The organism is Thalassospira indica, assembly GCF_003403095.1.
GTDB lineage: Bacteria > Pseudomonadota > Alphaproteobacteria > Rhodospirillales > Thalassospiraceae > Thalassospira > Thalassospira indica.
Genome location: NZ_CP031555.1, coordinates 1,292,442 through 1,305,260, shown reverse-complemented (window position 1 = coordinate 1,305,260; position 12,819 = coordinate 1,292,442). Strand labels below are relative to the sequence as shown.

Below are 12,819 nucleotides of genomic sequence, written 5' to 3'. Positions count from 1 at the left end.
TCCTCGACGGGGGTTTGTTTTAAGGCTTAAGGATGCTGATACGCACTGGGCGCTGGCCAGTCCCATTTATCCTGCAAGGCCGGATCGGTTTCATAAATCTCGACCTTTAGCGGATAACAGGCAGCCTCATCACTTGAATGGCCAGTGCTGCAATCCCCACCCGGGCAGGTCGACAGATTGCCCAGCAAATCGATCTCGGCAAACATTTCAAGATAGTCCCCCGGGCGTACCGGGCTTGCCTTCATGAAATACTGATGGGTGTCCTTGGTAAAGCCGGTGCACATGAAGACATTCAACACATCATGCACATAGTGATCGGCTTTCTGCATCGACATGCCGGTCTCATCACTGAAAGCCCGGCAAAGGTTGGAGTGGCAGCAATGATGATAATCATTGCCTGACAACAACCGGTTGGTAAACGGATCGCAGCGGGTGCCAATCACATCATGCACACTGCCGCCATCCTCATCAAAGCCATACCAATCAAGGGTATCTTCGCTGATGAGCGCCATCGAACGCAGATAGGGCATGTTGGACCACAAACGATCACCTGTGGTCAGGTGGGTCCGATGCAGGGCACGGGTCTTGCCGCTGAAAAACCGTTCCTTCAGGTCATTTGCATTCCAAAGGTTCAAATCACCGACCTGCGGCCCATCAACACTGACAATGCGGAAAAAGTATCCCTTGGGCACATGAAACGTGCGCGCATCGCGTGGTGGAACGATAACCTCGTTCACTTTCTTCATTGATGCCCTGAACTCGGAGAGCGTCGCAAAGTCAGGCTCGGACAGAGTTCCGTTGGGATAAACAACGACCGGCTTAATCGCGCGTCGCTCGGCGGCGTCTGTTGGGGCTTGGTGCTGGGGCTTGAAAGTCATGGAGTGGCCTCGATAACAGGAAAATAGATGGGCGACAGAATGGCACAGTGACAGGTTGACACAAACCTGTTTCAAGCTGTCCGACTGGCAGATCAAACAAACAACTAAACAAGCGGTGTGATCAATTCTCGGCGTTCGTCCCAGGCATCAAGATTATCAACAACCAGTTGGCCCATGGCATCGCGAGTTTCCACCGTTCCACTCGCCAGATGCGGATACAGCACAACGTTATCAAGCTTGGCAAATGCCGGATCGATGTCCGGTTCATTTTCAAACACATCGAGGCCCGCGCCGGCAACCAATCCTTGCTGCAAAGCCCGGATCAAAGCGAGTTCATCAATCACCGATCCCCGTGCGATATTGATCACGACACCATCTTTGCCAAGGGCTTTAAGCACCGCTTCATTGACGATCCCGTTGGTCGCGGCCCCACCGGGGCAGGACAACACCAAGATATCCGACCATGTCGCAAGTGCCGTCAGATCATCAAAGAACCGGTACTCGACATCCTTCTTGCTGCGCCCGAAATAGCCAACCTCTACCCCGCTTGGCATTGCGCGTGATGCGATTGCCTGTCCGATCCGACCCAGCCCGACAATGCCAAGCTTCTTGCCGCGTACACTTCTGGTCAGTGCCATCGGACCTTTTGCCGCCCACTTTCCGCTGCGCACCCAGTCGTCGCCCAAAACAAGCTGTCGCAAGGTGGCATGCATCAACATGATCGCCGTGTCGGCAACATCATCGGTCAGAACGTCGGGTGTGGTCGAAAGACGAATACCGCGGTCACGCAGTGCCTTCAGGTCAAAGACATCATGCCCAACGCCAAAGCTTGTAATGACTTCAAGGTTCGGTAGTTGCGCCAGCAAGTCTTCCGGAACACCAAACCGCGCTGATGTCACAACAGCTCTGATCTGATCGCCCATTTCATCAAGAAATTTCTGCTTGTCCGCAAGCAGGTCATAGCGATGCAGATCGTGGCCTTCTGCCAACATGGCCGTATAGGCCGGGCGAATATCAAGAAGGGCGAGGACGGAACGTATCATTGGGGCGTCTTTCGATGGCTGCGTGTGCCCCAAAGACTAACCGCCTCAATCACCTGAGACAAGTTGATGCGCAGTTTCACATCGCCAGGAAACCACATTCAACCCAATACGTTTCCCCGGACACAATAAGGGCGGGGATGGCAATCGCCAAATCCCCGCCCCAATGCAGATTATTCTGCCGCGAATTCCTTGCAGCCGGTGCACAGCAGATCGATGATGTGCAGGGCGAACGAACGCCAAATATCCATGCGGAAACTTTGCTCAGCATCCCGCCAAAGAACAACCGTGACACCGTCAATCACCGTACGGCAACCACCACCCACCGGGATGCTGTCGATATCGCGCGGGCAACCGATGGTCAGCAACTCGCTCGCACGTTCGCCTTCGATCCGGACCGTGACTTCGCGGGCCGAAACCTCTGTCAGGCTGTGGGTTGCGGATGAATAGACATCCGCGCACGCCTTGGTCACCGTTTCCGCATCATCCGGCTTGGCGATGATCAGCCATTCATCCGGGCCGAGACAGATGGACTCAGTCGTGCCGTTGGCCGCACGTACGCCAACGGTGGTTGCCATATCCACACCAATCGCCTTGGATACGGCCGGAATATTGGTCGCCCGCAAACGTAGCGAGAAACGGGCAACCGGTGCCATCAGGGTCAGCTTGACCGGGCCGGACGCAACGATCGGACCTGGCGTAAATGCGTGTGTAAGTACCGTCATTTTTCTGTTCCCCGCCTAAAGTTTCAACCGTGCGCCTTCAGGATCGTAAAATACGGTCCCGGTGACTTGCGCCTTGATCACACGATCAGGCATCGGAATGTAAATGGTTTCACCCATACGATTGAAACCGTCTTCAAGCAGCGCCATGGCAATCGGGCGACCTGCGGCATCGCTGTGATAGCTTGATGTCACATGGCCGACCATTTTCATCGGCTTGGGTTGGTTCGGATCAAGAACGATCTGTGCCCCTTCCTCAAGCTTGGTTTTGCCATCTTCGGTCAGAAGACCGATCAACTGCTTGCGGCCTTCGGCAACCAGATCCGGACGTGCCAGACCGCGCTTGCCGACGAAATCTGGTTTCATTTTGCCGATTGCCCAGCTTAACCCGGCATCATGCGGGGTAACCGTGCCATCGGTATCCTGACCGACAATGATATAGCCCTTCTCGGCACGCAGCACGTGCATGGTTTCGGTACCATAAGGGCAGATATCGTATTTCTTGCCCGCTTCGAACAGCATTTCCCAAAGTGCACGCCCGGCATGGGCCGGCACATTGACCTCAAAGCCGACTTCGCCGGTAAAGCTGATGCGGAACAGACGCGCCGGGAAACCACCAACGCGGCATTCCGAAACCGACATGTGCGGGAAGGCCTCGTCAGACATGTCCTGACCTTCGACAAACGGCTCAAGCACCTTCCGGGCATTCGGGCCGTTCAGCGCAATGGTCGCCCACTGCTCGGTCGTCGAGGTCAGCCAGACATCAAGGTCCGGCCATTCAGTCTGAAGGTAGTCTTCCATCATGTTCAAAACGCGCGCCGCACCACCGGTCGTGGTGGTGACATGGAAGCGATCATCAGCCAGACGGCCAATGACACCGTCATCACGGATAAACCCGTCATCACCCAAAAGCAGACCATAACGCGCGCGCCCCGGTGCCAGCTTGGTCCAGGGATTGGTGTACATGCGGTTCATGAATTCCACCGCATCCGGGCCAACCACCTCGATCTTGCCAAGGGTCGATGCATCAAAGATACCGACACTTGCACGCGTCGCACGGCATTCGCGCGACACGGCGGCATGCATGTCTTCGCCGTCTTTCGGGAAGTACCATGCACGGCGCCACAGGCTGACCGGCTCGTACGCGGCACCGTTTTCTTCGGCCCAGCTGTCAATCGGGGTTTTACGCGTCACTTCGAAGTGACTGCCCTTGTGATAGCCACAAAACGCCCCGAAGGTCGTCGGGGTGTAAGGCGGGCGGAAGGTCGTCAGACCGACTTTCGGCTGCGGCACACCCAGTGCGTCAGAGGCAATGTTAAGGCCGTTGATGTTTGACATCTTGCCCTGATCGGTTGCCATGCCGTTGGTGGTATAGCGTTTGACATGCTCAATCGAACGCATGCCTTCACGTACCGCCAGACGCAGGTCCTTGGCCGTCACGTCATTCTGGTAATCGACGAAGGCACGGGCCTTGCCTGCATCCAGATCGGTCGGCAGTTCCTTGTGGCTAACACCGGTTCCCGGACGGTCATTGGCAACGCCGTAGCTTGCCGCCTTGGCCTTCTTGCCAAGGCTTTTGGCCACAGCCGCGCCCATTTCAGCCCCGTCATTCAGGACTGCTTCAATGCCCCACAGGCCACGGCCTGCACCGGCGATTTCGCATTCCTCTGCCTTGTGATCAGGCAGGAAAGTCTGGCGTTCCTCGTCCCACTTAAGCGTTCCCTTGGTATGGGAAAACAGGTGCAGCGACGGCGTCCAGCCCCCCGACATCATAAGGCAATCACAGCCGATAACTTCGGGCGCACCAACCGACGATCCGGTGACCGGGTTGACCCGAACCGATTTGACGCGCAGGCGGCCTTCGGTTCCGGTAACGGTGTGACCAGCCATGATGCGGATACCGCGTTTGGTCGCTTCAGCAACCAGATCGGCATTCGGTTCGGCGCGGGTATCAACAATCGCGGCAATTGTGGTGCCAGCGTCTGCCAGATCAAAGGCCGCATACCATGCACTATCGTGACTGGTGAGGATGACAGCCTTGTCACCAACCCGCACGCCATACCGGTTCAGGTATGTCTGGGCAGAACCGGCCAGCATCACGCCCGGGCGATCGTTACCATCAAAGACCAGTGGTTTTTCAAGTGCACCTTGCGCCAGAACAACCTGCTTGGCACGGACACGCCACATGCGTTCGCGCGGGGTTTCGCCGTCCGGGCTAGCAAGGTGGTCGGTCAACTTTTCGCACAGACCAACCATGTTCTGGTGGTAGTAGCCAATTGCGGTCGTGCGTGTCATCAGCTTGACGTCAAGCTCTTTGAGTTCGGCGACAGTTTTGCCAACCCAGTCCCATGCCGACATGTCTTCGATCTGAGCAGACGGCTCGGACAGAAGCGATCCACCGGCTTCGGGGTTTTCATCAACAAGGGTCACACGCGATCCGGCACGGGCCGCCGACAGGGCCGCTGCAAGACCGGCAGGACCGGCACCGACGATCAGAACATCGGTATGCAGGTAACGCGATGCATAGTGATCCGGATCGGGTTCGGTCGGCGAAACGCCAAGACCAGCCGCCGCACGAATGAACGGCTCATAAACCTTGTCCCAGAAGGATTTCGGCCACATGAAGGTCTTGTAATAGAACCCGGCCGAAAACAGCATATAGGCCTTGTCGTTGATCGCACCAATGTCAAAGGACAGGCTGGGATAACGGTTCTGGCTGTTGACCTGAAGACCGTCCCAGATTTCCTGAACAGTCGCACGAGTGTTCGGCTCAAACCGGCCCGGACCACGGCGCGTGCCAACAAGTGCATTTGGTTCTTCGGAACCGGCGGTCACGGCACCACGCGGGCGGTGATATTTAAACGAACGGCCCATAAGGTGGATGCCATTGGCCAGCAGGGCCGATGCCACGGTATCACCTTTGAAACCTTTGATTTTCTTGCCATCAAAGGTGAACTGGATCGGTTGGGTGTGATCGACGCGACCACGCCCGGAAACGCGGAAGCTGCTCATTTCGATTTCTCCAACAATTTGGACAGTTCAGGACGGGGATCATCGGTTTTATAGGTGATCAGGAACCGGTCACTGACGGTGTCACGCACAGCGTTGAAATATCGACCACAGCCATGGAAGTGGCGCCAACGTTCATAATGCGGGCCCTTCACGTTGGTACGGATGAACAGGAAGTCGCGCCATTCTTCGTCACTGACCGACGACGGATCGGCCGGACGTGCGATATGGGCTTCACCGGCATAGGTAAATTCCAGTTCCGGCAGGGTCTGATTGCAATAGGGGCAATGGATCAGAAGCATGTCCGGTCTCCTTAGTGCGCAACAGCGGCAGCAGCGGCTTCGTCAATCAGACGACCGGTGCTGAAACGTTCAAGAGTGAAGGGCGCGTTGGCCGGGTGGGGATCATCCTTTGCCACGGTCCATGCCAGTGTGTGGGCGGCACCCGGGGTCGCCTTGAACCCGCCGGTGCCCCAGCCGCAGTTGACATAAAGACCCGGCACCGGCGTCTTGCCAAGAATGGCCGAACGGTCCGGGGTCACATCAACAATACCGCCCCATTTACGCAGCATGCGCATGCGGCTAAAGATCGGGAAGATCTCGCAGATCGCAGCAACCGTGTGCTCGATCAAAGGCAGACCGCCACGCTGGGAATAGCTGGTGTACTGATCAGTGCCCGATCCAATAACGAGCTCGCCCTTGTCAGACTGGCTGATATAGGCGTGCACGCTGTTGGACATGACAACACAGGGGAAGATCGGCTTGACCGGCTCGGATACCAGCGCCTGCAGCGGATAACTTTCAAGCGGCATGCGAACACCCGCTGTATCCATCACGACCGAGGTATGACCAGCCGCCGAAACAGCAACCTTTTTCGCGCCGATAAAGCCCTTGGCGGTTTCAACACCGGTCACACGACCATCCGGGCCACGGCGAATGGCGGTTACCGGGCAGTTCTGAATGATATCAACACCACGTGCCGCCGCCCCACGGGCATAACCCCATGCCACCGCATCGTGGCGTGCCGTGCCCGCGCGACGCTGAAGGGCAGCACCGACGACCGGATAGCGCGCATTTGGCGAGATATCGAGCGGCGGGCAGAATTCCTTGGCTTCTTCCTTGGACAGCCAGACGTTATCCACACCGTTCAGGCGGTTTGCATGAACATGGCGCTGGAAGCTTTGAACATCATGAACGTTATGCGCAAGCATCAGAACGCCGCGCTGCGAATACATGACATTGTAGTTCAGTTCCTGGCTCAGCCCATCCCACAGATCAAGTGCGTGATCATAAAGCTTGGCGCTTTCGTCATAGAGATAGTTCGACCGAATGATCGTCGTGTTACGACCGGTGTTGCCACCGCCAAGCCACCCCTTGTCGATCACGGCCACATTGGTGATGCCGTGTTCCTTGGCCAGATAATAGGCCGCACCAAGACCATGCCCACCCGCGCCGACGATGATGACATCGTACTCGGCCTTCGGCTCACTGTCGGGCCATTGCGGCTCCCAGTTTTTTTGGTCGCTAAGGGCGTTCTTGATAAGCGATAGCGCAGAAAAATGGGTCATGATTATACGATCCCCCGATTTACCATTGCCGGAACTCTATCAATGTCCTTGTTTTACGGACTGGATAATTGCGACAAATTCATTGTATATTTTTGCCATGAACTCTTTTTCGAACCCGCGTTCTGACCTTGGCAAAACCCCAGTAAAAAAGCGCCTTCGTGTCGCCTTTCTGCTGGCGGATAATTTCACGCTGACAGCGTTTGCAAGCTTTGTCGATGTTTTGCGCCTGTCGGCTGATGAAGCGGACCGTTCGCGGCCCATTCACTGCGACTGGACAGTGCTGTCTGATACCATGAACCCGGTGCGATCAAGTTGCGGGGTCAAGGTCCAGCCCGACACGCGCCTGCGCAATGCCAGTGACTACGACTATATCGTGGTTGTCGGCGGCCTAATTCAAGAACAAGGCGGGTTCTCACCTGATTGCATTGCTTATCTCAAGGCCGCTGCGGCGCAGGGCAAGAACCTGATCGGCTTGTGCACCGGGGTTTTCGCACTTTATGAGGCAGGGCTTCTTGAAGGTTATCGTTGCTGTGTCAGTTGGTTTCACCATGACGAATTTGTCGAACGCTTCGAGGCAGCCCAACCGGTTTCCGATCAGATTTTCGTTGTTGATCGGGATCGCCTGACCTGTTCGGGCGGGCACGGCACGGCCCATCTCGCTGCCTGGGTAGTGGAAAAACACATCGGGCGCACGGCCGCAACCAAAAGCCTCAGCATCATGATCATCAACGAGGCCATGACCGGCGAAAACCCGCAACCGGGCTTTCAGACCGATCTAGTTGCCAGAGACGCACTGGTCAAAAAGGCGCTGTTGCGGATGCGCCAGAATATTGAGTCGCCAGAAACAATTGCCAAACTGGCCGAAAAACTTGGTGTAACGCGCCGCAAGCTTGAACGCGCGTTTCATGCTGACATTGGCATTTCACCGTCTCGCGCGGCACTGCGTATCCGGATTGATGCGGCCAAAAAGCTACTTGCTGAGCCAAACAAGACCACGACCCAGATTGCGCTAAGTACCGGCTTTTGCGATGCATCGCACTTCATTCATGCCTTCAAGGCCGAAATCGGCATGAACCCGACGGAATACAGAAATACTGTGCCAACGCCCCTGCCCTGATCAGGCATCAATGGTGACCTGCCCGATCGGGTTTGAACAACAGGCCAAGATACTAATGGGTTCGAAAGTAAGCGAACATCATTTATAATGTAGGCTCCGTTCGCCAAGCTTATCGGATATTTACACACATGCGCCACGATGACGGTCGTAAACTTGATCACAAAACATTAGAAGCCATTCGCGTTCGCGCCGTTCAACGGGTCATGGATGGCGAGAGTCCAGAAGTCGTCATCAAAGCGCTGGGGATGAGCCGAGCACGAATCTATGAATGGCTGGCTGCCTACCGCGAGGGTGGCTTTGACGCGCTCAAGGCCAAGCAGATTTCCGGTCGTCCCAAGAAACTGAGCGGTGCTCAGATCCGGGAGCTGTATATCTGGATAACGACCTTTACGCCGGACCAGTTGAAGTTTGATTTTGCCCTGTGGACTCGGGGCCGAGTGCGTGAGCTCATCCGGCAAAAGTTCAACGTCCGGTTAAGCGATGTCTCGGTCGGTCGTCTGCTTCGAAACCTGGGGCTGACGCCTCAGAAACCCCTGCATCGGGCCTACCAGCAAAAGCCAGAGGCCGTGAAACAATGGAAAGAAGAGACCTACCCGGAAATTCGCAAGGAAGCAAAAAAAGTCGGCGCCACCATCTATTTCGGCGATGAAGCCAGCATTCGGTCTGATTATCACAGTGGCACCACCTGGGCACCCAGGGGTGAAACTCCGATCATCCGTAATACGGGCAGTCGCTTCAGCATCAATCTGATCTCGGCCATCTCGCCTCGCGGCGAGCTTCGCTTTAAGACCATTCAGGGCAACATGAACACCGATGCGTTTCTTGGTTTCCTCAAGGCTCTGGTGCAAGACGTTGACAAGCCGGTTTTCCTGATCCTCGATAACCACCCGGTTCATCATGCTCGTCGGGTTCGAGACTATGTTGAGAGTCTCGACGGCAAGCTCAGGTTGTTCTTCCTGCCGCCGTACTCGCCGGAGCTGAATCCTGACGAGTCTGTTTGGGGCTATATCAAATACCATCACGTCGGTAAAAAGATCATTAACAGCAAAGAACAACTTCGGAGCACTGTTTACCGGCAGCTTCGACGTTTGCAAAAATTGCCACGACTATTGAAATCGTTTTTTGGCCATCCGGATTTGGCTTATATCTCCGGGTAATATTCGCTTACTTTATTTCGAATTAGTATAACCTTCTTCGATATCGTCGTCAGTTATCCCGCCATTATGGACCATGTGAACTTGGCCCTGCGTCTTGCGCACCTTGCAGGTTCCGCAAATCCCCATCGAACAGCCTGACGGGATTACAAGCCCTGCGGTACGTGCCGCAGCAAGGACGGTATCGGTTTGCGTGCAATTGGCGGTGATGCCAGATGCCGTGAATGCGATGACCGCCTTGCTCTCCTCATCCGGGACAACATCATCGGGCACGTCTTCAACATCAATTGTCGGCGCATGGAAGCTTTCCTGATGATAACGTTCCATGTCATAGCCAAGCCCGACAAGCACCTCGCGCACGGCCTGCATGAAGGGTTCCGGCCCGCAACAGAACACTTCGCGTTCCAGATAATCCTGCGCCATCAGGCCCAACATCAACTGATTGAAGGTGCCAAGATACCCGGTCCATGGCTTGTAGGAATCTTCTTCCTCAACCACCCATTTCAGGGAAATGCCGTTGATCCGCGATGCGCTGTGTTCCAGGCGTTCGCGAAAGATGATTTCGGACGGGCGCCTTGCACAATTGACGAATACAATGTCGGGATCACGCCCGGCATCATAAAGATAGGTCGTCATCGACATCATCGGTGTGATGCCCGAGCCCGCCGAAATGAACAGGTATTTATTCGCCGGATGATTAACCAGTGAAAAGCTTCCAGCCGGTCCCTTGGCCCGAATGCGCATGCCCGGACGCAAATGATCCAGCATCCAGCGCGTACCGACCGACCCCGCCTGCGCCTTGACCGTGACGGTCAAGGATGTCGGCCGCGATGGCGAAGATGAAATCGTATAGGTCCGATAAAGCGGCCCACCCGGCACCGGGAGCTCCAACGTCAAGAACTGCCCGGGGTCATAGCTGAACAACGCGCCCGACACCGACTGGAAGCAGAACGTCATGACATTGGGGGCTTCTGGCAGGAACGAAACACATTCCAGTTCCTCAGCATCCGACCAGAAGGCAAGTTTAGGTTTCTCGATCACAGACATCGCCCTACTCCGCCGCGATCAATCTGGTTTCGGTCAGCCTGTCAGACAGGGTTTTCGCATACCAGTTGCCAAACTGGGCAACACCGGCTTCGTGGATTTCGGAATACGGACCGACCTTGTAGGCTGGTGTCGCAATGCCACGCTGATTGTTTTCGACCACTTCCTTGTCTTCGGCATTTGTCGCAAGCCAGACTTCGGTCAGTCGTTTCAGATCATAGTCACGGCCTTCAACCGCGTCCTTGTGCACAAGCCACTTGGTGACGACTTCGGTTTCCATCGGGCTGATCGGGGTTACACGGAAAACAAGCGCATGGTCAGACAGGAAATGGTTCCAGGTCGATGGATAATGGAACTTCAAAAGCGATCCGGCATTTTTGAACGGGATGCTGGAGTTCGGCAGGCTGACAGCTGCCTTGGTATCAAGCGTGTAGCTTTCTGCTTCCCCCAAAAGCGGCACACGCACCAGACGCCATTCACCACTATCAGCCATCTGATAAGCAGATGGCGCGCCGACCGCCTCGCAGCGGGCGACATGATCATCAAGCACACTGGCCACAACACCATCGGACGTACTGCCGATCGCACGCGCATCTTCCGGGAAGGTCCGGCACAGGGATGGGTGGTTCCCCCCACAATGATAACATTCCCGATTATTCTCCCAGACCAGCTTCCAGTTGGCCTTTTCGATGATCGTGCTTTCAAACGCGACCTTGGAATTTTCCAGATCGTGCGGTGCAAGGTATTGTTCTGCAGCCTTGGCAAACGGTTCGATATCCGGCGCGTTTTCAGCTAGGCAGATATAAACCAACCCGTGGATAACCCGGCAATGAACCGGGCTTAACCCGAATTTTGAGTTATCAAAATCCGGACCCATATCACGCGCCCAAAGCAACTTGCCATCAAGGTCATAGGTCCACTGGTGATACGGGCAAACCAGCCTTGGATTCCGGCCCTTTTTGGTTTTACACAGAACCGACCCGCGATGACGGCATGAATTGTGAAATGCCCGCACGACCTGATCATTGCCGCGCACGATCACAACGGAATAAGCACCGACTTCATAAATGACGTAATCGCCCGCCTTGGGGATTTCGCATGCCGGGATCGCAAACAACCATTCCTTGTAATGAATGTTTTCAAGGTCGAGCTCAAAGATCGACTGATCCGTATAGAACGGCTGTTCCAGGGAATATCCGGGAACGCGACGCGCCAAAAGATCTTGGACTGAATGCGGCATAACGGGCATGGCGGAAATCCGTTTCTTGATGGTTGGAAGCAACCAAAAGTGTGAACTTCATGCCATGATTTGCAACGGCATTAATTTTCATCTTGGTTTAGCTCAGCTAATCTGAAAAACTCACAGAAGTTACCCGGTGCTGTTTTCAGGAGAGGCCGTTGGCCCGCCCATATGATCTGTCTTCAATAAACGCCCTGATCTGCTTTGAGGCGGCGGGCCGCAACATGAGCTTCAAGGATGCGGCGGCAGAACTTAATGTCACGCCAGCGGCTGTAAGCCATCAGATCAAGGCACTTGAGACCGATATTGGCAGCGCCCTTTTCATTCGCCGCAACCGGGGCGTGGAGCTGACCGAGAAAGGTGCATTCCTTCTCGTCGCCCTGCAAAGGGGCTTTGAAACCATTTCCGATACGGTCATTCAGTTGCGCGATCAACCCGAAACGGTTGATGTCACAATCCGGACGACAACCGCTGTCAGTTCACTTTGGCTTACGCCAAAAATTGCCGCCTTCTGGAAAATTCATCCCAATATCACGGTGTCGCAAATTGTCTCGGATGTACCGGGCATGACTGGGTATTGCGATCTTAGCATCCATTACAGCAACCCCGATGACGGGGCGGACGGATACTACAAACTGTTTCAGGATCGCGTGGCCGCCATCGGCACACCGGCGTTTAAGGCCGAACAAAACATCGAAACGATTGATGATCTTTTGCGTGCACCCCTGATCCACCTGCATAACGAGGAAACGGACTGGACAACATGGACCGACTGGTTCCGTGCATTGGGACGCCCGGCCCCAAAGGGCCGCAGCTTCAAGCTCAACAATTACACGATTGCGCTTCAGGCCGCGCAGGATGATGTCGGTGCGGTGCTTGGCTGGGACGAACTGGTTGGGCCACTGCTGGAAGACGGACGCCTGATCAAACTTGTGCCTGACGAAATTCCGTCGCCGATGGGATTTTATCTACGCGTCCATCCGCGCGCATCCGAAAAGGCCCGCATCTTTGTCGACTGGTTGATAAACGCCGCCTGACAGGAAGGCAA

The 12,819-nt window shown here is 55.4% G+C and carries 11 protein-coding genes; 3 read left to right on the top strand and 8 right to left on the bottom strand.

Going from position 1 to position 12,819, the window contains the following annotated elements; genetic code table 11:
• Positions 1 to 26: 26 nt before the first annotated feature.
• From DY252_RS06190 to DY252_RS06165, 6 genes are all read right to left on the bottom strand, one after another.
• Positions 27 to 878 carry an urea carboxylase-associated family protein gene (locus DY252_RS06190; protein WP_064789455.1) on the bottom strand — a complete coding sequence of 284 codons (852 nt, stop codon included), beginning with the start codon at positions 876 to 878 and terminating at the stop codon, positions 27 to 29.
• 104 nt (positions 879 to 982) lie between these two features.
• Positions 983 to 1,921: a 2-hydroxyacid dehydrogenase gene (locus DY252_RS06185; RefSeq protein WP_064789456.1), complete on the bottom strand. Its 939-nt coding sequence runs from the start codon at positions 1,919 to 1,921 to the stop codon at positions 983 to 985.
• A 170-nt stretch (positions 1,922 to 2,091) separates the two neighbouring features.
• Positions 2,092 to 2,643 (bottom strand): sarcosine oxidase subunit gamma, encoded by a 552-nt coding sequence (locus tag DY252_RS06180; protein WP_064789457.1) that lies wholly within the window; start codon positions 2,641 to 2,643, stop codon positions 2,092 to 2,094.
• Between the two features lie 15 nt (positions 2,644 to 2,658).
• On the bottom strand, positions 2,659 to 5,652 hold the full coding sequence (locus tag DY252_RS06175; protein WP_064789458.1) for a sarcosine oxidase subunit alpha: 2,994 nt from the start codon (positions 5,650 to 5,652) through the stop codon (positions 2,659 to 2,661).
• Positions 5,649 to 5,951: a sarcosine oxidase subunit delta gene (locus DY252_RS06170; RefSeq protein WP_008889547.1), complete on the bottom strand. Its 303-nt coding sequence runs from the start codon at positions 5,949 to 5,951 to the stop codon at positions 5,649 to 5,651. The genes DY252_RS06175 and DY252_RS06170 overlap by 4 nt, the downstream gene beginning before the upstream one ends.
• An 11-nt stretch (positions 5,952 to 5,962) precedes the next feature.
• Entirely contained in the window at positions 5,963 to 7,216 is a 1,254-nt protein-coding gene (locus DY252_RS06165) for a sarcosine oxidase subunit beta family protein (protein ID WP_064789459.1), read from the bottom strand.
• A 97-nt stretch (positions 7,217 to 7,313) separates the two neighbouring features.
• Here DY252_RS06165 and DY252_RS06160 point away from each other — a divergent pair, with 97 nt between their 5' ends.
• Complete coding sequence (locus DY252_RS06160; protein ID WP_064789460.1) at positions 7,314 to 8,333, top strand: GlxA family transcriptional regulator; 1,020 nt, start codon at positions 7,314 to 7,316, stop codon at positions 8,331 to 8,333.
• Positions 8,334 to 8,461: 128 nt separating this feature from the next.
• Positions 8,462 to 9,490, top strand: coding sequence for an IS630 family transposase (locus tag DY252_RS06155; RefSeq protein WP_054645368.1), 1,029 nt, complete (start codon positions 8,462 to 8,464; stop codon positions 9,488 to 9,490).
• Positions 9,491 to 9,502: 12 nt separating this feature from the next.
• Here the strand turns inward: DY252_RS06155 and DY252_RS06150 are convergent, their stop codons facing one another.
• Both DY252_RS06150 and DY252_RS06145 read right to left on the bottom strand, forming a co-directional pair.
• Positions 9,503 to 10,534, bottom strand: coding sequence for an FAD-binding oxidoreductase (locus tag DY252_RS06150; RefSeq protein ID WP_064787232.1), 1,032 nt, complete (start codon positions 10,532 to 10,534; stop codon positions 9,503 to 9,505).
• Positions 10,535 to 10,538: 4 nt separating this feature from the next.
• A complete protein-coding gene (locus tag DY252_RS06145; RefSeq protein ID WP_082923394.1) occupies positions 10,539 to 11,780 on the bottom strand; it encodes an aromatic ring-hydroxylating oxygenase subunit alpha in 1,242 nt (413 codons plus the stop codon).
• A gap of 149 nt (positions 11,781 to 11,929) precedes the next feature.
• On the opposite strand from DY252_RS06145, the gene DY252_RS06140 reads away from it, so the two are divergent.
• Positions 11,930 to 12,808: a LysR substrate-binding domain-containing protein gene (locus DY252_RS06140; protein ID WP_064787233.1), complete on the top strand. Its 879-nt coding sequence runs from the start codon at positions 11,930 to 11,932 to the stop codon at positions 12,806 to 12,808.
• The last annotated feature ends 11 nt before the right edge of the window (positions 12,809 to 12,819 follow it).

Bases quoted from the DNA above. Each gene is read 5' to 3' on its own strand.
- DY252_RS06190 (WP_064789455.1), bottom strand. From the start codon at position 878: ATGACTTTCAAGCCCCAGCACCAAGCCCCAACAGACGCCGCCGAGCGA.
- DY252_RS06185 (WP_064789456.1), bottom strand. From the start codon at position 1,921: ATGATACGTTCCGTCCTCGCCCTTCTTGATATTCGCCCGGCCTATACG.
- DY252_RS06180 (WP_064789457.1), bottom strand. From the start codon at position 2,643: ATGACGGTACTTACACACGCATTTACGCCAGGTCCGATCGTTGCGTCC.
- DY252_RS06175 (WP_064789458.1), bottom strand. From the start codon at position 5,652: ATGAGCAGCTTCCGCGTTTCCGGGCGTGGTCGCGTCGATCACACCCAA.
- DY252_RS06170 (WP_008889547.1), bottom strand. From the start codon at position 5,951: ATGCTTCTGATCCATTGCCCCTATTGCAATCAGACCCTGCCGGAACTG.
- DY252_RS06165 (WP_064789459.1), bottom strand. From the start codon at position 7,216: ATGACCCATTTTTCTGCGCTATCGCTTATCAAGAACGCCCTTAGCGAC.
- DY252_RS06160 (WP_064789460.1), top strand. From the start codon at position 7,314: ATGAACTCTTTTTCGAACCCGCGTTCTGACCTTGGCAAAACCCCAGTA.
- DY252_RS06155 (WP_054645368.1), top strand. From the start codon at position 8,462: ATGCGCCACGATGACGGTCGTAAACTTGATCACAAAACATTAGAAGCC.
- DY252_RS06150 (WP_064787232.1), bottom strand. From the start codon at position 10,534: ATGTCTGTGATCGAGAAACCTAAACTTGCCTTCTGGTCGGATGCTGAG.
- DY252_RS06145 (WP_082923394.1), bottom strand. From the start codon at position 11,780: ATGCCCGTTATGCCGCATTCAGTCCAAGATCTTTTGGCGCGTCGCGTT.